Origin of the sequence: Novosphingobium sp. UBA1939 (assembly GCF_002336885.1) — a bacterium.
Lineage (GTDB): Bacteria > Pseudomonadota > Alphaproteobacteria > Sphingomonadales > Sphingomonadaceae > Novosphingobium.
In genome coordinates this window covers 1-20,533 of record NZ_DDFB01000001.1, presented here as the reverse complement: position 1 = coordinate 20,533, position 20,533 = coordinate 1, and the positions used below count along the sequence as shown (strand labels likewise).

Here is a 20,533-nt window from a genome sequence, read left to right as displayed (position 1 = left end):
ATTATCGGGGCATTGTCAGCCGAGAATTGAACGTCCGCAATAGGGAACGAAAGTACGGCCGTCGATCGACCGGATGCAATAGTCGGATCGCGTCTTAACAGCGGTCACCGCCGGCAGAAGCGTCTACGCCCACAAGCTGCCGTTCCGCCGGCCTCCAATCGGAATGATAAGGCCAGCGAGCGCGCCCTATTTCGCGGCTAGAAGCGTGAGCTTATGAATCTGCGGCGGCTCGGCGAACAGGTCTCCCGCCTTTTCCATCAGCGCAGCGGCGACTTTACCGTCGAGATGAGCCTGTCGATCCTCTTCGGTGTCGAAGGTGTCAAAGATGGCGTATGCGCCCGGGCCTTCTTCGATCGCATACCAGGTCAGCGTACCGGGCTCATCTTGCACCAGCGGCAGTGCCGACTTGAGGAATGCAGCGATGTCGCTCTCCTTGCCGGGTTTGGCCTTCAATGGCACGTAAAGAGCTAGTTTGGGCATGATCACCTCCTGGGTGGAGCGACCGGGTACGTCGGCCGAGGCTATAACGAACGAGTAGGTCGAAAGGGGCCCTCACAGTCAGGCCGTGCGTTTTTTATGAAATCGAGGTGCCAGTGTCGGCAAGGCGCCCTTGCTTCATACGGCCGATCGTGCCCGGCGCGTTTGGGCGGCAACGCGCCCCAAATCCTGTCATTCTCGGTCGGGACGGTCCAACCTGTAAGCTGCCGTCCGTTCATAAGATGAGCACGACCGGGCTCAGTGACATCCCTGCCCACACGGCTTGTGAACCCACATCGTCAGTGTCCGGCGCTAACCGCGCCACGCCTGCGCACCTAGCCAGTATTTCGAACGCCTGCTGGACCTGCGGCGATCAACTGCCCGATGCCGGCGAGGAATGTCTCAAGCACCGGCGACTTGTTGTCGCGGCGATATCCGACGGCGAGGTCGATCGTGGGTGGTTTGCCCTTGAGCGGTCGGCTTACGACCGACCAGGGCAACAGTGGTTCGACGTAAGTGGGTAGAAGCGCGATTCCCCGCGTCGAAGCGACAAGCGAGATTCCCATCGCGAAATTGTCGATGCGGTGGCTGGGTGTGATCTCGACGCCTTGCTGTCGAAGATAGGTATCGACCACGTCTCGCAGCACATGCGGCACGTCGGAAAAGCCGATCAGGCTCTCGCCCACGAGGTCGGCCGGCGCCACTTCGGCTTCCTTCGCAAGGTGGTGGTCACTGGGCAGGATTGCGACAAGCGGCTCCTTTGCGATGACTTTATAGGTGACGTCTGGTCGTGGTTCGACGCGCAGAAATCCAAGATCGAGTTCGCCGCTCTGAAGCGCATCTGCGACGTCGGGAGAGTAGAGGCTGGATACCTTGAAGTCGATATTGGGTAGTTCGGCCCGCAGGATCTGCGTGACGTGAGGGAGCCAATCGACTTCCTGACCGGTGAGGAAGCCCACGGCGAACGTCGCCTTCGCAGGCCGTGCTGCACGGCGCGCGGCGGCAACGGCTTCGGCGGCCTGGCTCAATGCCAGCCGGGCATGGTCGAGAAAGGCGCGTCCGGCCGGGGTCAGCTCGATCCCACGCGCACCGCGGGTGAACAATTGTGTCCCGACCTCCAGTTCGAGATCGCGGAGCTGACGACTGAGCGAAGGTTGAGCGGTATGCAGCCGCTTTTCCGCTGCAACGGTAACACTGCCTTCCTCGGCGACAGCGACGAAATAGCGGAGGTGGCGTAGTTCCATCGGCGACCCATGCCTGCGAGGTATCGCTCATGGACATACAAAGTCTTTTTGCCGGCGGCAATGCTGGCCTACATCGACACCATCGAAGCAAGGACGGTCGAGCAAAGCATGGAGGCGCAAGGGTGCGCTTTCGTGGTCGGACGGGCTTTGCCTTCGGCGAGTCACGAAAGGACAAGACCATGGACAAGAAGATCATCCTCATCACCGGTGGCATCTCCGGCATCGGCCGCGCCGCCGCACTCGCTTTCGCCCGCCAGGGTGACACCGTCGTCGTCGCCGGCCGCCGCGAAGCGGAAGGCAAGGCGCTGGAAGCCGAGCTCAAGGCGCTCGGCGGCGACGCGCTCTTCGTACCGACCGACGTGCGCCGGGACGAGGAGGTCGCCGCTCTGGTCGACCAGACCGTCGCCCGCTTCGGCCGGATCGACGCAGCAGTGAATGCCGCCGGAACCGAAGGCCACCCCGGCCTGATCGTTGACCAGACCGCTGAAAGCTATGCCGCGACCTTCGACACCAACGTGCTCGGAACCCTGCTCAGCATGAAGCACGAGATCCGGGCGATGCAGGCGCAAGGCCATGGCAATATCGTCAACGTCAGCTCGACCTTCGGTCAGCGTGGCGGTGCCTATGCCTCGGTCTATGCGGCGAGCAAGCATGCGGTCGAAGGTTTTACCAAATCGGCGGCTCTCGAAACGGCCGGCTCGGGTATCCGCGTCAACGCGGTGGCGCCCGGCGCGACCCAGACCGATATGCTCGACCGCTTCACCGGCAATGAGGATAACAAGGCCGGCCTGCTCTCGACCGTCCCGATGAAGCGCGCCGGCCATGTCGACGAGCTGGCGGGGGCCATCGTCTTCCTCGCTTCGGATCAGGCCGGCTACATGACCGGCCAGGTGCTCGGCGTCGATGGCGGCAAGCTCGCCCAGTGACCAGTGCCGGCGCGCGTTCGTGAACGCGCGCCGGGCGTTTTCCGAAAGGATCGGAACATGACCTACACCCACGACACTGTCCGGACGCAATTCGTCGAAGCCAATGGCATCAGCTTCGCTTATCGCCGCTTCGGCAAGGCAGGCGGCGTGCCGATCGTCTTCAACCAGCATTTCACCGGCACGATGGACTATTGGGACCCGGCGGTCACGGACGGCCTGGCCCAGAGCCGCGAGGTGATCCTCTTCAACAACGCCGGCGTATCCAGTTCATCGGGCGAGACCCCGACGAATTTCCAGGACATGGGCGCCAACGCGATCGCGTTCATTCGCGCGCTCGGCCTCTCGCAGGTCGATGTGCTCGGCATCTCGATCGGCGGCTTCGTCGCGCAGGAGACAGCGCTTCAGGGCGGAGACCTTGTCCGCAAGGTGATCCTCGTCGGCACCGGCCATCGCGGTATGGACATGACGCTCAGCCGCTCGCAGGAGATTTTCGCCGGCAACTACGATCCGCCCGAATATGTTTGGCTCCATGTCCACTTCAAGAACACCGAATCCAGCCGCAAGGCGGGCCTCGCCTTCCTCGAGCGCAAATGGCGCCGCAAGGATCGTGATCCCGAGGTGAGCGAGCAGACCGTTGCGGCCCAGGGTGAAGCGATCGACAAGTGGATCACGCCGGAGGCCGACGCGCTCGAGTATCTGAGGTCGATCAAGCAGCCGACGTTGATCGCACAAGGCAGCGACGACGCGATCATCCCGACGATCCACTCGCTCACTCTGCAGCACGAACTGCCGAACGCGCAACTGGTCGTTTACCCGGACTCGGGGCACGGCTCGATCTATCAATATCCGGACCTGTTCGTGGCGCACGCCACGATGTTCCTCGACATCTGACCTTTTCGAAGCGGGCTGATCGAACGGCGCCGCCCGAAGCGCGGGGCCGGACGATCCCTCGCACCCCAAGGAGATACGTCATGAAGGATTGCAACGGCAAGACCGCACTCGTCAGCGGCGCGTCGCGCGGCATCGGCCGCGCCACCGCCAAGGCGCTCGCGAAAGCCGGCGCACAGGTTCTCGTCCATTATGGCCGCGGCGCCGATAAGGCGACGGTGGTCGTTCAGGAGATCCGCGATGCGGGTGGCCGGGCAGAAGCAGTGGGCGCCGACCTGTCCGTTCCGAACGGAGCCCATGATCTGGCGCGAAAGGTTCGTACCATCGTCGGCGATCGCCTCGACATCCTCGTCGCCAATGCTGGAATTTCGCAGGCGGCGACGATCGAGGAGACGACCGTCGAGGATTTCGACCGGCTGTTCGCGGTCAATGTCCGGGCGCCTTTCTTCCTCGTCCAACAACTCCTGCCGATCATGGGCGAACGATCAAGTATCGTGCTCCTGTCGTCGCTCGCGGCCGATTCTGCCGTTGGAAATCTTTCGGCCTATGCCGCAACCAAAGGCGCGATCGACACGATGGTCACGCACTTCGCTGCCGCTCTCGGCGGCAAGGGTATCCGCGTGAACGCCGTGGCGCCGGGGGTTGTCCCGACCGAGATGTCGACCTTCGCGAGGACCGAGCAGGGCCGTGCCCTCACGCTCGACATGCAGGCCCTGAAGCGCATGGCCGAGCCCGAGGACATCGCCGACGCCATCGCTTTCCTCGCCTCTGATCAGGCCCGCTGGATCACCGGCGACACACTTTACGTCGATGGCGGCTCGAAGCTCTGATCATTGCTCATTTCAAGGACATTCGAAATGAACACGAACCTGAAACTCTACCAATCGAACGGCTCGCCCAATTCGCGCCGTGTCCGCATCTTCCTGGCCGAAAAGGGCATAACCGTCACGCAAGTGCCGGTTGATCTGGGCGCCAGGGAGCAGTTCTCCGATACCTATGCCGTGATCAACCCACGTCGCGTGGTTCCGACGCTGGTGCTGCAGGATGGCACTGCAATTGGCGAAGTGCCGGCGATTATGCGCTACCTCGACGAGGCTTTCCCAGACACGCCTCTGCTGGGCTCGGGGCCGACCGAGAAAGCGGTCGTTCAGATGTGGGAGCGCCGCATGGAACTCGAAGGCTTCGCCGCGGTGATGGAGACGGTGCGCAATCGCGCTGCGGGGCTGAAGGACCGGGCCATTTCCGGGCCGCACGATTATGGGCAGATTCCGGCCCTCGTCGATCGTGGGATGGCGCGGGTCCGGGACTTCTATGCGGATCTCGAGGCGCGGCTTTGCGAGCAGCCTTTCGTGGCCGGCCCCCTCATTTCCGCTGCAGACATCACCGCGTTCGTGACAATCGATTTCGCCACCAACGCGCTGCAACTGGGCATTCACGAGGCGAACGGCGAGACTCAGCGCTGGTACGACGTCTTAGCGGCTCGACAGGCCTTTCGGCCTGATCTCGTTTGGTGACTGCCTCGATCCGGTATTGCTCTTCAATCGGGCCGCACCGGATCTGGCTTTTAAGCCCACCTCAGCAGGGCTGCGCTCACCGCTCGAAAGAACACGGAACGCCAAGTCGAGCAGGCGCCCGCGCTTCTGCTACGCGCCTAATTGCAGTCATTCGCGGCCGAATGGTGCGATCTCGTAAGCCGTCGTTTCATCTCGCTCAGCGCTGGACCGGTAACGGCGGGACTTTAGGAGAATTTTCGATCAGTCCGCTCTTACGCAAGTGCGCGCGCACCCGCCGCCCGCGAGACCACCCATGCGTCAGACGAGCGAGATCGGCACTCCCGCAAGAAGATGAGCATGCGTCGCGAGCTTGCGGGACACAAACTCGGTAAAGAGGCGCATGCGCTTCGTTTTGCGCGTCTCCCGCCGGATGGCTACGGCGATGCGCTCGCCCTTGAGGAAGATCTCGACGGTTCGCGCCGTCAGGCGCACCTCGACCTGTGTCCGGGCATGGCGATAGGGCACAGAGTAGAAATGGCGGCCGACCTCGACATGACAGTCGAGCCCGACTTTGCAGTGTCGCCATTCCGCCAGCACATAGGGTTCCACCGGTAATGGCTTGAGATGGGGGCGATCCAGTTCCTCGAACAGCTCCTGGCGTGAGCGGCCGAGCCGGCGCATGGGACGCTCGTTCAGTTCGACCAGCATCGCGACCACGGCGCCGCGCAACTCCTCCACGCCGTGCCAGACCCGGCGCCGAAGGCGCCCCAGCAGCCAGCGCTCAACGATGCCGACGCAGGCCTCGACCTTCGCCTTGTCGCGCGGCCGGTACGGTCGCGCCGGCAGCACCGCGGTGTCGTAATGCGCGGCGAGTTCGCTGTAGGTGCGGTTGACCTTCGGCTCGTACAGACAAGCCTTGATAACCGCGACCTTGGCGTTGTCCGGCACGAGGAGACGTGTGGCACCGCCAAAAAATGCGTAGGCGCGAACGTGTGCGTCGACCCAGTCCGGCAGCGCTTCCGCGCAGGTTGGCCAGGCGAAGGACAGGCTCGACGCGCCCATCACCGCGACGAAGAGATGTGCCGGTTATTGGGTTCGACTGTTCACATTCGCGCAGTCTGGGACGGTCCTTGGGTGTGAAAGCCATGTCTGAAGCGATTTCGCGTCGTCGATCGCTCCCAGTTCGTATGCGGTCCAGTCAACAGCCGTATCGACCGAGTGGTTGGTCAGGGCACGCTGTCTTCGCGAAAGCGATCCATCTGGTGCATCCGCTCGTGCAGGATCGTCACGATGCCGACTGTGCCATCGGCAAACTGGCGCCAATAGATGTAATGATGCGCGTGCCGGCAGTAAAAGCCATCCACACCGAACTCGGCCGGCACCGCGCGCCAGAGCTGATCGCGGCGCACGATACGGTCGAAGCACCCGAAGAGCTCCCGCACATAGGTTTCCGCCTGCGTTTCGCCCCAGGTGTCGCGGGTATAGACGTAGATCTCGTCGAGTCGTTGCCCGGCAATCGCCGAGACCGTGAAGCCGGTCATATCAGCCCCGATGGTTGCGCGCGATCACCGCGTCCGCATCGAGCGGCGCATAGCTGGATTGGGGCGCGGCGAAGGCCCGGGTCAGCTCGGCCTTAAGCCGATTGAACTGCTCGGCTTCGGTTCGCTCCTTGTCGCGGCGGATCAGGTCGCGGACATATTCGCTGACATTCTCATAGGCGCCTTGGCCGCCGACATTGGTGGCGACGAAATCGCCAAGCGCGCCGCCGATGCGAACATTGAGGGTCATGGGTTTATTCATGTGTCTCAATATAGTGGAAGGATGTGGACGCGCAAGCTGCTTCGCACGGGGCGAGGCGAACTGTCGATCAGCCGCTCAACCGTGCAGCAGCGGCCGGACGGGTCGCGACCAGATATTGCCGTTCACATGTGCTGGCGAGAAGGTCCGGATCTGACGGAAGCCGTCGACCGAGTGCCATTAAACCGCCGCCGGACAGTAAGCGCCGCAGACATTGCCGTTCAATCGATCACCCCCACTCTTGAAACCGGCCCGCTTGGGGAATGCGCGATCATCCTGCTTCTCCATCTCTAATGCGCCATTTCGGGAAAACACAATCGGGAACAGGTTTGAGGAAAGCCAAGCCTGTCATCGGGTGCCTGCGCATGCAGTCACCAACCGCCCCGCATCACGTTCCCGATTGGGACCGGGCTTGTCGGGGATCGTCAGTTGCCGGGCGGTATTAGGCCGAGGTTTTGCACGAACTGCCATGCCGTGCGCCCTGATCGCGATCCCCGTTCCCCGGCCCACGCCAGCGCGCGCGTCGAGGTCGATCGCTGCGTCAGCGTCGAGCAGCGCGTCGGCATAGCCGCGGACGATTGCCAGATAGGCGTCCTGATCCATATTGTGGAAGCCAGCGACAGGCCGAACCGATCGGACAGCGACACCTTCTCCTCCGTCGCCTCGCCCGCGTGGATCGCCGTTGATCGCTCGTTCTCGATCATCTCGCGCGCAAGCAGGTGGCGTCGGCTTGAGGTCGCGTAGATGATGACGTTAGCGGGGCGGCCCGCCAGGCCGCCATCAAGGACGGCCCTGAGCGCCTTGTAATCCGCCTCCCCGGCATCGAACGCCAGGTCATCACAGAAGATGATGAACCGGCGCGACGATCGGCTGATGCGTCTGCTGCTCGACGAGCTGGACGCCATGCCGGTTCCGCCGCTCCACCTCCCTCACCCGCAAGACGATCGGTTACGCCGTATCTGCGGCGCGTTGACCGAGGCGCCGGATCAGGACCTCACGGCCAGGCAGTAGGCGGCCGGTGCGGCGTGACGGAGCGCACGCTCCAGCGCCGTTTCCTCGACGAGACGGGGCTGACGTTCGGACAATGGCATCAGCAGGCGAGGCTCCTGTTCGCGCTGGAGCGGCTCGCTCGCGGCGACCGGATCATCGATGTGGCGATGGACAGCGGCTATACCAGTCAGAGCGCCTTCACGGCCATGTTCCGGCGGCACTTTGGAGCGCCGCCTAGCCGGTTCTACTGCTGAAACGACACCCATTCCCGTATCTCGATCCTAAATTGAAGGTCGCGGGTGCGCCGACGCTGCTGTATCCCCCTACCCTATCAACCGGCAATTCGCAGGAAGCGCGCCGCGTTGTCGTGCAGGATGAGCCGCTTCTGCTCATCGGTCAGGAAGGGGGCCTTGCGGAGGCGCTCGATCGCTACGCCGATCGCATCCGGCCAGACCATGTTGTCCGACCCGAACATGATCCGCTTCTCCATGCCGGCATCGATCAACCGTTGTAGGTACGGGTAGAACTGATTGTCGGGATACGCCCAGTCGAGGACGGCGATATCGACGTAAAGCTGAGGATGGGCGAACATCATCGCGATCATGGTGTCGGCGAACGGCCAGCCCGCATGAGCCGCATAGAGACGCAGCTTGGGATGCCGGGTCAGGACCGCCTCCAGGCGCAGCGGATCTCCGGCCGCGACGCGGTAGTCCGGCGTCGCGAAATAGGCGGTGCCGGGGGGGCCAGGTCCAAGATGGATGCCGACCGGAATGTCGTTGGCCTCGGCATAGGCGAAATACGGCTCCATCCGGGGATCGTCGGGAGCGATGCCAGCGTACTGGGTGGTGATTTCGCTGAGCGCCTGCACCTTGCCCTCGGCGTGCAGGCGGCGCAGCGTGTCGATCGAGGGGAGCTTGCCGCTGCTGCCGAAGCCGACGCTGGGCATGATGTGGCCGTCACCATGCTGGCGGTAGTCGTCGACCACGGCAGCATTGCCACCCGCGAGCGCCAAAACGTTGTAGCGCTTCAATTGTGCGATTCCTCGATCGCGCAGCGCGGCGGCGTCGGCCGGCGCCGCCAGAACGTGCGGACAGGTCGGATGCCCGGTGAACCAATCGACATAGGCGTCGATCGGTTTACCGGGATCGCGCGGCGCCCATTCGGGATAGGGTGCGCACGCCTTGCCTCCGGGAGGGCCCTCGTCGTCCGGACGATCGGCGTGGAAATGCATGTCGATCACGTCGAACCTGGCCTGCGCCCGGGCACCCGATGCCAGCGCGGCCAGCATAGCCGCCGCCATGCCGAACGTCGCGGCGCGATGGCGCTTCAATCTACCCTTCGTCATAGTATCGAACCCATGTATCCCGCCAATGCAGCATGGCTTACAGGATCAGCAATACTCCGGATTGCAGAATCGTGCTTTTCTGACAGGCGCCATGACGGAACCTCACAACGACAAGGCGGGATTGACCAAGATCCCCCCGCATCTTGCCGAAACGATAAGGGCCAGAGGGGAATGGTCCCACTGTGCCATGGAGCATTCCCGGATCGATGTTCTCGAACTGGAGGAACCGGGTACGGCCTTTCATCACCTTGCCCTGCCGCTTGATCGCTCTTCGCTCAGCATCACGCTCAGGATGGATGGACGTTGTCTGCACGGGCGCAATACAGCGAATACGGTGGCGATGATCGCGGCGGGTGCCGTCGGGCGGTCGTCCTGGAGCGGCCCGTTGGAAGCGGCATGTCTCTACTTCACCGATGAAGCGCTGCGCCAGGCGTTGGGCATGGATCCCGATCACCGCCATGACCCGATGCGGACCGGTATCGATCAGCACGCGCCGGCTCTCGCCCGGTTGCTTAGAGCGCTTCATCGCGAATCAACGTGTGACCGGACCGGCAGGGCGCTTGTGGGGGACGGCATCTTCCTGGCGATCGCGGCCCATCTCGTTCCGCAGGCGAGGCAACGTCTGCCTGCGCGGCGGATCGGCGAGGCATGGCGGGTGCGCAACGCGCTTGCCTATATCCACGCTTTCCTGTGCGAGGATTTGAACATCGACCGGATCGCATCAGCTGCCGCGACCAGCCCCTATTATCTCAACCACGCCTTTCGCAACGCGATGGGGTGTTCGATCTGGCGATATGTGTTGCGGGAGCGCGCGCGTCATGCGGGTGTGCTGGTGCAACAGCAGGAGTGGACGTTGACCGATATCGCGCTGGAGGCTGGGTTCGATGCCTATCCGAGCTTCATCGCCGCCATGCGCCGGGAATTCGGGCTGACGCCTGCGAAGCTTAGGGCCTTGGCTCGATTACAGAGCCAAGGGCACGTCTCTTGACCAGCAGAGCCGTTATGACGCCCACCGGCGCGAACGTCGGACATTCCCAATATACCATCCTCAATCGGGAAGTTTCACGCCGGCTGGGCAATGGCGGTGTGAAATGGATACGAGCCAAGCCCGCTCTCAGCTGACCGCCAGTTCAGAAGATTTTCTGAGCGACGAGTTGAGCCTCCTGTCGGCATTGGCCTGCATCAGGTTTCGGCGTCGCCGGATCGGCCCGCAGCGCCGCGATTTCGCCCCGCGCGGCGGCCAGGTCGGCCTGAAAATCGGGCGTCTGCTCGATGGCCGCCAGCGTAGCAGTGGCCGACAGGCGGCCCGCCTCGACCGCGCTCAGATTATGGACGCCGCAGACGATCCGGCTTTCCCCGAACGCCCGGCCACGCGCGAGGATCGGTGCGGCGCGATCGGGCGCAAGCGCCGTTAGCAACATCGCCCAGGTCCAGCCCAAAGTCGTGTGGCCAGACGGATAGTCATAGCTGCTTGCCAGTTCTTCTCGTGGCTGGCAGGTCGGGCCTTCATCATAGCGGAACGGCCGCTCGCGTTTGTAGAAGTCCTTTGCGATGCCGCTGCCCCGGCTGGTATCGAAGGCAGCGCGCCGGACGAGCGCTGCAGTGCGCGGCGCATTTTCCGGCGTCCGGTTGACGCCGATCGCACAGCTATAGTCACGCATCATGTCCACCGGCGAAAGCTTCACGTCGCTGGTCGCGAGATCCCAGCGCGGCGTACCGGCAAGAGCCCGGGTGGCGCGGAAAATCGCCCGATCGGCGGTGCCGCGCGCATCGTCCATCCGTGGAGCCGGCGGCAGCACCGCAAGAATGTCGAATGCCCCCGGAGCCAGATAACCTGATGGTCCGAGCGAGGCGGACGCTAACAGTGCGGACGAGGCAAGTAACAGGGCTGTCCCTGCCATCAGCAGTCTCTTCATGAAAGAAAACTCCCGTTCCGATGATTGGCGTCAGCCAGCAAAATGGACGACAAAGGCCATCACGCTGATCCCCAGCAGGCTCGCTGCGGCGCCCGCGTAACCGCCGTCGCCAGCCCGACTGCGGGGAAGGAGTTCGGAAGCACCGATGTAGAGGAACCCGCCGGCAAAGAGGGCCAACAGAAGTGCGAAGCGCGCCATGTCGATCTGCATGGCCTGTCCGACCGCGACGCCGATCAAGGGCGCTGTCGCATTGACGAGCAGCCAGCGATGGCTTGAGTGCGGTCGGCTAAAAAGCGCAGTCAGCCCTACCATATTGGCGCCGTCCGCCATGTCATGCGCGAGCACCGCGACCGCTACCAGCCAGCCTGTTGCCTCTGAAAGCTGGAAGGCAAGTCCAATCCCCAGCCCATCCATCAGGCTGTGGGCGATCAGCGTCATACGGCTCGCCGTCCCGCCCGCAGGCAAGCGGTGCATCAGCAGGTAAAGACAAAGCCCGGCGGCGGCTGTCAAGAAGATCGTCTGTCCGCTGACCGTGCCGGCACCATGCTCGAGCGCTTCCGGCAACAGGTCGAGCAGCGCAAGGCCGACCACCATGCCGCCCGTCAGACCCAGCAGCAGATCGCGCCGGGTGCCAAACCGTAACGCCAACAGGCCACCGACATAGGTCGAGAAACTTGCCGCAAGGCCAAGTCCATAAGGGAGCCACGCACTCATGATTCGAGCTGCCCTGGTTCTATGCCGCGCATCACAATTAATCTTCCACCCCTGTTCATCCTCGCGTAATGATATATGGTATCATAATTTGCAAGGGTTTCAGATGAGCGATCTTTCCTCCGCTTCCTCTTCGTGCCAGTCATTGCCGCTTCGACTGCCCGTCACCGTGCTCTCCGGCTTCCTTGGCGCAGGCAAGACAACCCTGCTCAATCATATCCTCGCCAATCGCGAGGGCCGGCGCGTCGCGGTCATCGTCAACGGCATGTCGGAAGTGAATATCGACGCCGATCTGGTGCGCGGGGGCGAGGCGGCTTTGTCGCGCAGCGAAGAAGCGCTGGTCGAGATGACCAATGGCTGCATCTGCTGCACATTGCTCGATGATCTGTTGCAGGAAGTACGAGCACTCGCGGAGGCGGGGCGGTTCGACCATCTGGTGATCGAGAGCACCGGCATCTCGGAACCGCTGCCGGTTGCCTCCACTTTCTCCTTTCGCGACGAGGAGGGCGTGTCGCATGGCGATGTCGCGCGGCTCGATACGATGGTGACGGTGGTCGACGCCATCAATCTCCTCAAAGATTATTCAAGCCAGGATTTCCTCGCAGATCGCGGGGAATCGCTTGGCGAGGATGACAAGCGCAGCCTTGTCGGGCTGCTTGTCGAGCAGATCAAGTTCGCCGATGTGGTAGTGGTCAACAAGGCGTCGTCCGTATCGTCCGATTAACTAGAGGTGGTGAAGAAGCTGGTCGCCAGCCTCAATGCCGATGCGCGCATCATTGCCTGTGATCAGGCAGATGTGCCGCTGGACGCGATTTTGGACACCGGCCTGTTCGACGAGGAGAAGGCGTCGCAGCACCCGCTCTGGGCCAAAGAACTCTATGGTTATACCAATCACGTTCCTGAAACCGAGGAATATGGCATTGAGAGCTTTGTCTATCGCGCGCGGACGCCGTTCGATCCGGCGAAGTTCCATAGTTTTCTGATCGACGGCGGCCTCGACCATGTGGTCCGCGCCAAGGGACATTTCTGGCTGGCGACGCGGCCCGACTGGGTTGGTGAACTCGCTGTGGCGGGGAACCAGACCCTGCCAATCCCCGTGTTTCTGTTTATATTAAATGGCTTACGGAAACAGCTCGAGAGCCCCGTTTCGGCGCCCATCTACATCAGCAGGGTCAAAGCTATCAAGCGACAGATGTATGGTCGCGCTGGCCTGCCGCTATTGCGACAGCGCGTCCTGCTCGCCGCTTAAAATCGGTCGGCGAATTGCACAGTCTCACCTTTCCGAGCTGCACCAAATGTGCGGAAGGGCCCTTGATTGATGGCGGAGTCTCACCTTCATTGCCGCGCGGCACACGCCGACGATCACCGATGATCCATAAACAAGGATATGGCGTAGAAGACGCTGAAACACGTCCGATCCGGGAGGAGATTTCCGTGAAGGCCTTTGGCATCGCCTATATCGCAACCGGTGCGGTTTTTCTGGCTATTGATGCCGTGTGGCTAAAGCTGGCCGCTCAACGGCTCTACCGGCCGCTGATGGGCGACATGCTAGTGGACAATTTCAAGCTCTTGCCGGCCCTGCTTTTCTACCTCGTCTACATTGCCGGTATCGTCATATTCGCAATATCGCCGGCATTCGGCACTGAGCGATGGACGACAGCAACGGGCTATGGCGCACTTCTTGGTTTCCTGGCCTACGCAACCTACGATCTGACCAACCAGGCGACCCTGCGCAATTGGCCTGTCCTTGTGACAATTGTCGATCTGTCCTGGGGAACCTTCCTCACTGCTTTCGCCGCGACAACGGGCTTTCTGATCGTGCGAGGCTTCATATCTGCCTCTTGAGGAGCTCAGGAGTCCGTAGGCGCCGAGCGTGGCTGATCGTGCGGCTCCGACCCATCAGGAGCGGGTCCGCTGAATTGGTTATAACGTGGCAGAAAGTTCTGTCAGGCCCGGCGGATTAATGAGCCGATCAGGACCGCAGCGGTCCATCATCGCACTTGGTCGTGGCGTGCCGGGGGCCCGGCCAGAATACATTGACGCGCTGCTGATAGTGCCGAAAATCCTTGCCGCGCGAGCGCAGCATATGGGCTTCAAGCGGCGGAATGCCGGAGATATGGACAAGCAGCCAGTATATGAAGACTGGCCCCGCGAACGCAAACCAGCCGATTATATATGATCCGCTGCTATCAATGGCGATCGTGGCAAAGGCCACCCAGACAAGCCATTCGAAGAAGTAATTGGGGTGGCGAGAATAGGCCCACAGCCCCCGATCGCAGACATGGCCCCTGTTTTTCGGATCGGCGCCGAAGCGGGCAAGCTGCCGATCCGCTACAGCCTCGCCGACAAGAGCGATCGCGAAGATGGCCAGACCCAGCAGGTCAGGATATCCCGGAACAGCGCCGGGACGATGGGCAGCGATCATGATGGTCACGACCAGTAGAAAGGCCGCTGCGGCCTGTATTTGAAGGAACCAGAAAAGCCTCTTCCGAGCCTCTTCACCCCATTTTTCGCGGAGCTGCCGGTAACGCGGGTCCTCGCCCCCACGCAGCGTGCGGGCCGCGATATGGGAACCGAGCCGCAATGACCACAGCGCGGCAAGGCCCGCAACCAGCCATTGCCGAACGCCGATCTGGCCCTGTGCGCCGATCGGTAGCAGCGCGGCGGCCACCCCGCACAGGCCGACAGCATAGGACCAGATGGTGTCGATCCATCCCGACCGACCGGTCCAGCCTGCGACCAGCCATGCAATCGTCATGATGGCGCAAAGCGCGCACGCAAGAAAAATGATCGTTGCCGCTATCATGGCCAGTCGCCTTCATTGACCAGGCGCGCGCCGTCGCTCAAAAGCCGACAAGCGGCCGCAAAAGCCGCCCCATCGTGCCGTGAAGGCGCGTATCACCTTCGACTGCGGCAAGACAGATGCAGTCGCCGTCAGCACCAACGACGGGTTGATGATCAACCTCCCATCCGGCCTCGTCCAGGTCACCCGGCCGATAATGGCCGCGATCATCCCAAAGCGATCCCGAGAGAATCTGCACATACTCCATTCCGCTATGCCCATGGGACGGGAGACGCCGACCGGCCCGCCCCTTGATCAGCATGACCTTGGCTGTGGGGTTGCCGACAATCCCCACCTTGCTCCATCTCAGACCAGGACCAAGCCAGCGCCAGGGGCCCACTGCGCAGTCCCGCATGGCCCTGGGCAGCGCTATCCCGACGTCGCTCTGGCCCGACGTGACGGTCGGGCTGGCGACCGGCGCGGCCAGATCGAGCCGTGCGAGAGTCTTCCCGAGTGCATCTCCCGCAAGCCTTGCCGGCGGCAGGTTCTGGAGAAGCGCCCCACCCACCGCCTCGAGCATAGTCAGACGCGAGCGACAGCTGGCGCAGCCTTCAAGATGAACGGCCACCACGAGCGCGGGGCCCGCATTCAAGGTTCCCGCCGCCTGCCGTAAAAGCGTTTCATCGCTGGGGTGGTGATGGGGCGTCATAGGTCATTATCCAACAGGGCGCGCAACCGGTTCAAAGCCAGCCTGATACGGGATTTCACTGTGCCGAGCGGTATGCCCAGTTCACGGGCGATTTCGGCATGGGGTTTCTCGGAAAAATAGGAAAGACGCACGATCTTCGCCTGTTCGTCCGACAAGGCGCCGAGCGCCGCGCTGACGAGGCGCTCACGTTCGGCGGCGATGGCCAGCTCTTCCCCGGACGCGGGCAGATCCGGATCATCGCTGGGGTCGGGGTTGATGTCCGGCACCTGCTCCCGTCCGCGCCGTAACCGATCGATGCGCTGATTGCGGGCGATCGTGAAGATCCATGTCGACAAGCCGGCGCGGTTCGGATCGAAATAGGACGCCTTGCGCCACATCGTCAGCATGGTTTCCTGCGCCACCTCCTCCGCTGCGAGATCGTCAAGACCAGAGCGCAAGAGAAAGCTTTTCACGCGCGGCGCGAAATGGGTGAAAAGCTCGACAAACGCTCCCCTGTCGCGGGCCACGGCTACGGCCTGGATCAGGCGGCGATGTTCCTCTGGCGACGGGGATGCCGGTCCTTTTTCGACATTCGTCAAACGCGTGGCCTTCGCTGCCGGCCAGCAGTGAGGCCGGTGCCTTTGGCGAATATGTAGCTGTGCGACATTCATTTGCCTTTGATACGGAGCCGCGCCCGAGTTGGATCACGGTTCATTATGATCCATCGGGCCCGACGCTGCGTAGATATTCTCAGTTCGAGACGCGAAGGAAAGTCCTTTGAGCAGCATTATAGGCAGGCGGGGCGTCCGGCCTGACCCCGGCCAGTCGCTGGACATCGCGGTGATCGGCAGCGGCATTTCCGGCCTCTCCGCCGCCTGGCTGCTGTCGCGCCGGCATCGGGTAACCTTGTTCGAGTGCGAAGACCGGCTGGGCGGCCACAGCAATACGGTGGACGTGTCGAACGTCCCCGTCGACACCGGGTTCATCGTCTATAATGAGGCCACCTATCCCAACCTCACGGCCCTGTTCAGCCATCTGGGCGTCGCGACCAAGCCGTCGGACATGTCCTTTGCCGTTTCGCTCGATGGCGGCAAGCTCGAATATTCCGGGACCGGCCTCGCGGGCCTGTTCGCACAGGGCCGCAACGCGATCAGCCCGCGATTCTGGCGGATGCTCCGTGACCTTGTGCGCTTCTATCGCGAGGCGCCGCTCGATATGGAACGGCTGGGCGCGACCTCGCTGAACGATTATCTGGATGCCGCCGGCTTTGGCGCGACGTTTCGCAACGATCATCTCTATCCCATGGCGGCGGCCATCTGGTCGACGCCGGCGGCCGACATAGGCAATTATCCCGCCACCGCTTTCATCCGCTTCTGCGAGACGCACGGGCTCCTCAAACTATCGGGACGCCCCATTTGGCGCACCGTCGAGGGAGGCAGCCGCTCCTATGTGCGGGTGCTTGCCAAAGCCATCCCCGAGATCGTCCCCAACTACCCGATCAGGACGGTTTCGCGCGTGGCGAACGGTGTCGATATCGCCGGGCATGACGGCCATCGCCGTCATTTTGATCATGTCGTGATCGCCACCCATGCCGACCAGGCGCTGGCCATGCTCGCCGATCCCAGCGAGCAGGAACAGCGCATCCTCGGTTCATTCAGCTATGTGTGCAACGACGCCATCCTCCATTCCGACAGCAATCTGATGCCGCACCGGCGCAAGGTCTGGTCGAGCTGGAACTACATGTCACAAGGCGCCGGGGACAGCCGCCAACTGGCCGTCACTTACTGGATGAACCGCTTGCAGGGCATCGCCGACGAGATGCCGCTCTTCGTCACGCTCAATCCGCATCGGGATTTGGACCCCGACGCGGTGCTGCGCCGGCTGAGCTATCGCCATCCGCGTTTCGATTGTGTCGCCATGGCGGCACAGGAACAGCTCTGGTCACTGCAAGGGGTGCGCCGAACTTGGTATTGCGGCGCCTATTTCGGCGCGGGCTTTCACGAGGACGGGCTGCAGGCAGGCCTTGCCGTTGCCGAAGCTGTTGGCGGCGTGCGGCGGCCATGGAATGTGTGCGAGGAATCCGGGCGCATCTATCTGCATCCCATGTTGCCGGATCGGCCCCAGAGCGAGGCAGCCTGATGACGGCCTCCTCCTCCGCGCTCTACATTGGTGATGTAACGCACCGACGGTTGCGCCCAAGGCCACATCGGCTGCGCTACAGCATCTTCTATCTGCTGCTCGACCTTGATGAAGTGGATGTGCTGGCAGGCAGGCTCCGCATCTTCTCCCATAATCGCTTTAATCTGTTCAGCTTTTTCGATCGGGATTATGGCGACGGATCGGCCGCGTCGCCACGCGAGAAAATCGAGGAGCATCTGCGCGCGGCCGGCATCGAGACCGGCGGGCCGATCAGGCTGCTGACCATGCCGCGTATCCTCGGCTATGCCTTCAATCCGCTGAGCGTCTATTTCTGCCACAGACAGGATGGTTCGCTCTGCGCTCTCTTCTACGAAGTTAGCAACACGTTCGGCCAGCGTCACAGCTATCTCATTCCCGTGCCTGCTGGAGCTACCGCGCCCATTCGTCAGGAGAGCCGCAAGTCCTTCTACGTATCCCCTTTCATCAGCACTGATATGGCCTATTCGTTCGCGATCACGCCCCCCGGCGAACGCGTTGCGGTTTACGTTGCTGGTCATGATGAGCAAGGGCCGCTGATCACTGCCCGGCTGGCAGGCCGGCGGCAGGGGTTGACCGATGCGGCGCTGGCCCGTCTTTTCATCACCTATCCGCTGCTGACGCTGAAGGTCATCATCGGCATTCATTGGGAGGCGCTGCGCCTGTGGTTGAAAGGCGTGCGCCTGTTTGACCGGCCACCACCGCCGGACCGGCCAGTCACGCTCGGCCATGGAGTCGAGCCTTCGCGGCATCCCGAACGGAAGTCCGGCCCACCTCAGGTCAGGCCCTTATAAGCCTCAAGCGCACGGCGGCGGGCATCGTCATGCTCGACGAGCCTGTTTGCGTCAGATGCTTCATGGTCGCGCTTTTGGACGAGCGATCCGGGTGCCTCCCGCCATGGACGATGAATGGAGGCGAAGGGCACGTCGGCAAGTTCGTGAAGCCAGCGCCGGGCATAATTGCCTTCGGGATCGAACTTCGTAACCGACCGATTGCTACCGCGATGCTTGCTGCGTCTTGAAGCGGTTGGCGAATTCGGGATCGTCGACGAAGTCATCAAGGAACTGGTGCCAGGTGTTGGTGGTGAGACGCGCCTGGCTGAGCATGTCCGTCAACTTATCGACGCCGTGATCGGTTAGCGCGGTGATGGTCTCGTCGGGGCCGGTACAGACGCGGATGATGGTGCCGTAGGTCAGGTTGTCGCCATTCGAGACGATGGCTTCTAGCAATTCCACGTCCTCGTCGATGATCCTGGCGACATAGTCGAGGGTGAGGACGTAAGTGACCGCGGCCATCAGGCGGCCAGTGCTTGCGGGCCGGTCAACGGCGCCCAGTTCCAGGGGAGCAATTCGGCGATCCTGTTGATCTTGTGATCGTGGATGCGATGGAGCAGGTCGGTGATGTAGGCCTGGGGATCGAGGCCATTCATCTTGGCGCTTTCGATGAGCGTCATGGCGCGCGCGAGGGTTTCGGCGCCGGCCTCGGAACCGGCGAACAGCCAGTTCTTCTTTCCCAGGCATATGGGCCTGACAGCACGTTCGGCGGCATTGTTGTCGATGGCGACGCGGCCATCGTCGAGAAACAGGCTGAAAGCGTGCCAGCGGCCGAGGGCATAGCGAAAGGCCTTGGCGAGATCGCCTTTGCCCGGGATCCGGGTGAGCTGCGTCTCGGCCCAGGTCTGCAGGGCCTCGAGCTTCGGCTTGCTCAGTTCCTGGCGCACGGCCCGACGGATATCGGCGTGCTTGCCGGCGATCTCGCGCTCGATGTCTTAGAGCTGCCCGATACGCTCGAGTGCCTCGTGTGCGATCTCGGATTTTTGCGACACCCAGACGTCGTGGAAATCGCGTCGCCAATGGGCAAAGCAGGCGGCCTCGCGGAAGCGCGGGTTCGCATCCGCGCCGGGTTCGTAGAGCTTCGAATAGCCCTTGTAGGCGTCGGCCTGGAGAATGCCGCGCGCATCGCGAAGATGGTCCTGGACGTGCTGTGCATTTCAGCTGGGCGCATAGCGATAGACGATCCCGGGCGGGGCGGAGCCCGCCGAACGTGACATCGCCTCCTTCAGACGGCGCTGGGACGCAGCCGGCACCACGGTTGAGAGTGATCACCCGCCCCACCGCTATGCGACCACTCTTGCGTACACTGCCCCGCACCTCCGACAGTTGACGTCTCAGATGCATCCTGCGAACTCTCCCGCAAGGAGGAAGGCTCGGTTCGTCCTCGCGTTCCAGCCTTTCACCAGAGGGGGCGTCTTAGCGGGTGCCCCCTCACCCGTCAGCGCCTCCACGGCCATCTCGCCCGGCCCCCGCTCATCAACGAACCAATGCGTTGCGTGGCCGGCTTCCTATCCCGCGGCTGCGCGCTCTACGCCTCATCGCGTTCCTGTTGCGTTCAATCGTCCCGCCTCCCGGTCTGCCACGCAGCCGGCATCGCTTTTTCCCTCAGATAGCCGGAATATGTATCTGATTCCGAGCTCCTCCCCTTTAGCCTCTGAATTGGTGGGCTTATTCGCGCCAATTCGCCTCCAGTATCGACTCCAATTCGCAACCGGGCCTGGCGTGTCGCCAGCAGTCACGCCCAATCGGCGCCGCGCTGTGGCACCGTCAAACATGGGAATCTCGATTGTAGGGAAAAGCGTTTGCCCCGGACACCATTGAGGCCCAAAGCGAGTTGCCGGCGCGAGCAGGCATCTCCCGGAGCGCAGCTCGGCATCCCCCGGGGCTCGGCTGCGCTCCCTTGGTATCGCACACCGCATCCCGGAAAGGTCACGCGCTGGTGATCGCTCTATGTTAGAGAGCTGATCGCGGTTGCTGCCGCCGCTCCCTCCCGGATGCGGCGATTTCACCCGTAGAGTGCGGCCGGTTCGCTGGTTTGGTTGCCTTGTCCGGCCGTGCTCGTTCCTGGCCTGCCTTCACACCGTGACGAGGCGCTTCGAATTCGCAAGCGCTGGCGGCAAAATACCAACGATCCACTCCAACGTCTTCTGCTTGTGCGCCGCGATTGTACGAAAATTCAATTGCCGCGACTCGGCGCGGCCGCGCATGGTCTAATCGTCAGGCGACCTCTGACAACCCCGGAGCGGATCGTGTCCCACAGCGTGGTGT

Annotated in this window: 23 protein-coding genes and 3 pseudogenes; 11 read left to right on the top strand and 15 right to left on the bottom strand. The window is 62.6% G+C overall.

Going from position 1 to position 20,533, the window contains the following annotated elements:
* Window positions 1-186: 186 nt before the first annotated feature.
* Window positions 187-480, bottom strand: coding sequence for a putative quinol monooxygenase (locus tag B3547_RS00125; RefSeq protein ID WP_292959503.1), 294 nt, complete (start codon window positions 478-480; stop codon window positions 187-189).
* A 332-nt stretch (window positions 481-812) separates the two neighbouring features.
* Window positions 813-1,721 carry a LysR family transcriptional regulator gene (locus tag B3547_RS00120; RefSeq protein ID WP_292959502.1) on the bottom strand — a complete coding sequence of 303 codons (909 nt, stop codon included), beginning with the start codon at window positions 1,719-1,721 and terminating at the stop codon, window positions 813-815.
* A 179-nt stretch (window positions 1,722-1,900) separates the two neighbouring features.
* Here B3547_RS00120 and B3547_RS00115 point away from each other — a divergent pair, with 179 nt between their 5' ends.
* From B3547_RS00115 to B3547_RS00100, 4 genes are all read left to right on the top strand, one after another.
* Entirely contained in the window at window positions 1,901-2,647 is a 747-nt protein-coding gene (locus B3547_RS00115; RefSeq protein WP_292959500.1) for an SDR family NAD(P)-dependent oxidoreductase, read from the top strand.
* A 57-nt stretch (window positions 2,648-2,704) separates the two neighbouring features.
* Window positions 2,705-3,538, top strand: coding sequence for an alpha/beta fold hydrolase (locus B3547_RS00110; protein ID WP_292959499.1), 834 nt, complete (start codon window positions 2,705-2,707; stop codon window positions 3,536-3,538).
* A gap of 80 nt (window positions 3,539-3,618) precedes the next feature.
* Window positions 3,619-4,365, top strand: coding sequence for an SDR family NAD(P)-dependent oxidoreductase (locus B3547_RS00105; RefSeq protein ID WP_292959497.1), 747 nt, complete (start codon window positions 3,619-3,621; stop codon window positions 4,363-4,365).
* Window positions 4,366-4,392: 27 nt separating this feature from the next.
* Window positions 4,393-5,049, top strand: a complete 657-nt coding sequence (locus B3547_RS00100) for a glutathione S-transferase family protein (RefSeq protein ID WP_292959496.1) — start codon at window positions 4,393-4,395, stop codon at window positions 5,047-5,049.
* Window positions 5,050-5,433: 384 nt separating this feature from the next.
* Here the strand turns inward: B3547_RS00100 and istA are convergent.
* The 4 genes and pseudogenes from istA to B3547_RS00080 form a co-directional block, all read right to left on the bottom strand.
* A pseudogene (gene istA / locus B3547_RS00095) lies at window positions 5,434-6,111 on the bottom strand (IS21 family transposase); the annotation flags it as partial.
* Window positions 6,112-6,254: 143 nt separating this feature from the next.
* Complete coding sequence (locus tag B3547_RS00090; protein ID WP_292959494.1) at window positions 6,255-6,569, bottom strand: type II toxin-antitoxin system RelE/ParE family toxin; 315 nt, start codon at window positions 6,567-6,569, stop codon at window positions 6,255-6,257.
* 1 nt (window position 6,570) lies between these two features.
* Complete coding sequence (locus B3547_RS00085; RefSeq protein ID WP_292959492.1) at window positions 6,571-6,816, bottom strand: ribbon-helix-helix domain-containing protein; 246 nt, start codon at window positions 6,814-6,816, stop codon at window positions 6,571-6,573.
* 434 nt (window positions 6,817-7,250) lie between these two features.
* Window positions 7,251-7,730 carry a DUF815 domain-containing protein gene (locus B3547_RS00080; RefSeq protein WP_292959491.1) on the bottom strand — a complete coding sequence of 160 codons (480 nt, stop codon included), beginning with the start codon at window positions 7,728-7,730 and terminating at the stop codon, window positions 7,251-7,253.
* A gap of 120 nt (window positions 7,731-7,850) precedes the next feature.
* Here B3547_RS00080 and B3547_RS00075 point away from each other — a divergent pair, with 120 nt between their 5' ends.
* Window positions 7,851-8,069, top strand: a complete 219-nt coding sequence (locus tag B3547_RS00075) for a helix-turn-helix domain-containing protein (RefSeq protein WP_292959489.1) — start codon at window positions 7,851-7,853, stop codon at window positions 8,067-8,069.
* Window positions 8,070-8,146: 77 nt separating this feature from the next.
* Here the strand turns inward: B3547_RS00075 and B3547_RS00070 are convergent, their stop codons facing one another.
* Window positions 8,147-9,145: an amidohydrolase family protein gene (locus tag B3547_RS00070; RefSeq protein WP_292959488.1), complete on the bottom strand. Its 999-nt coding sequence runs from the start codon at window positions 9,143-9,145 to the stop codon at window positions 8,147-8,149.
* 106 nt (window positions 9,146-9,251) lie between these two features.
* Between B3547_RS00070 and B3547_RS00065 the strand changes: the two genes are divergently transcribed.
* Window positions 9,252-10,148 (top strand): helix-turn-helix transcriptional regulator, encoded by an 897-nt coding sequence (locus tag B3547_RS00065; protein ID WP_292959486.1) that lies wholly within the window; start codon window positions 9,252-9,254, stop codon window positions 10,146-10,148.
* A gap of 142 nt (window positions 10,149-10,290) precedes the next feature.
* Here B3547_RS00065 and B3547_RS00060 read toward each other — a convergent pair whose 3' ends face one another.
* A complete protein-coding gene (locus B3547_RS00060; RefSeq protein ID WP_292959484.1) occupies window positions 10,291-11,076 on the bottom strand; it encodes an acid phosphatase in 786 nt (261 codons plus the stop codon).
* A 30-nt stretch (window positions 11,077-11,106) separates the two neighbouring features.
* Window positions 11,107-11,790 carry a ZIP family metal transporter gene (locus B3547_RS00055; protein ID WP_292959483.1) on the bottom strand — a complete coding sequence of 228 codons (684 nt, stop codon included), beginning with the start codon at window positions 11,788-11,790 and terminating at the stop codon, window positions 11,107-11,109.
* On the opposite strand from B3547_RS00055, the gene B3547_RS00050 reads away from it, so the two are divergent.
* From B3547_RS00050 to B3547_RS00040, 3 genes and pseudogenes are all read left to right on the top strand, one after another.
* On the top strand, window positions 11,789-12,511 hold the full coding sequence (locus B3547_RS00050) for a GTP-binding protein (protein ID WP_292959482.1): 723 nt from the start codon (window positions 11,789-11,791) through the stop codon (window positions 12,509-12,511). The genes B3547_RS00055 and B3547_RS00050 overlap by 2 nt on opposite strands.
* A 6-nt stretch (window positions 12,512-12,517) precedes the next feature.
* Window positions 12,518-12,856: pseudogene (locus tag B3547_RS00045) on the top strand (GTP-binding protein); the annotation flags it as partial.
* 299 nt (window positions 12,857-13,155) lie between these two features.
* Entirely contained in the window at window positions 13,156-13,632 is a 477-nt protein-coding gene (locus tag B3547_RS00040; protein WP_292959481.1) for a DUF2177 family protein, read from the top strand.
* Window positions 13,633-13,759: 127 nt separating this feature from the next.
* Here the strand turns inward: B3547_RS00040 and B3547_RS00035 are convergent, their stop codons facing one another.
* Genes B3547_RS00035 through B3547_RS00025 form a run of 3 tightly spaced genes read right to left on the bottom strand, consistent with a single transcriptional unit; the run spans window position 13,760 to window position 15,856 of the window.
* Entirely contained in the window at window positions 13,760-14,593 is an 834-nt protein-coding gene (locus B3547_RS00035) for a DUF1295 domain-containing protein (RefSeq protein WP_292959480.1), read from the bottom strand.
* A gap of 37 nt (window positions 14,594-14,630) precedes the next feature.
* Window positions 14,631-15,278, bottom strand: a complete 648-nt coding sequence (locus B3547_RS00030) for a ChrR family anti-sigma-E factor (protein WP_292959479.1) — start codon at window positions 15,276-15,278, stop codon at window positions 14,631-14,633.
* A complete protein-coding gene (locus B3547_RS00025) occupies window positions 15,275-15,856 on the bottom strand; it encodes a sigma-70 family RNA polymerase sigma factor (RefSeq protein ID WP_292959478.1) in 582 nt (193 codons plus the stop codon). The genes B3547_RS00030 and B3547_RS00025 overlap by 4 nt, the downstream gene beginning before the upstream one ends.
* Before the next feature lie 241 nt (window positions 15,857-16,097).
* Here B3547_RS00025 and B3547_RS00020 point away from each other — a divergent pair, with 241 nt between their 5' ends.
* Window positions 16,098-17,396, top strand: coding sequence for an NAD(P)/FAD-dependent oxidoreductase (locus tag B3547_RS00020; protein ID WP_292959477.1), 1,299 nt, complete (start codon window positions 16,098-16,100; stop codon window positions 17,394-17,396).
* On the top strand, window positions 17,396-18,226 hold the full coding sequence (locus B3547_RS00015) for a DUF1365 domain-containing protein (RefSeq protein ID WP_292959476.1): 831 nt from the start codon (window positions 17,396-17,398) through the stop codon (window positions 18,224-18,226). Before B3547_RS00020 ends, B3547_RS00015 begins: the two co-directional genes overlap by 1 nt.
* On the opposite strand, the gene B3547_RS22015 is transcribed toward B3547_RS00015, so the two are convergent.
* The 3 genes and pseudogenes from B3547_RS22015 to tnpC all read right to left on the bottom strand — a co-directional run.
* Window positions 18,208-18,489, bottom strand: a complete 282-nt coding sequence (locus B3547_RS22015) for an FAD-binding domain-containing protein (RefSeq protein ID WP_414690470.1) — start codon at window positions 18,487-18,489, stop codon at window positions 18,208-18,210. The genes B3547_RS00015 and B3547_RS22015 overlap by 19 nt on opposite strands.
* Window positions 18,428-18,727, bottom strand: a complete 300-nt coding sequence (locus B3547_RS00010; RefSeq protein ID WP_292959475.1) for a hypothetical protein — start codon at window positions 18,725-18,727, stop codon at window positions 18,428-18,430. Before B3547_RS00010 ends, B3547_RS22015 begins: the two co-directional genes overlap by 62 nt.
* Window positions 18,727-19,470 (bottom strand): annotated as a pseudogene (gene tnpC / locus B3547_RS00005) (IS66 family transposase); the annotation flags it as partial. The gene B3547_RS00010 and the pseudogene tnpC, both read right to left, overlap by 1 nt.
* Window positions 19,471-20,533: the final 1,063 nt, after the last annotated feature.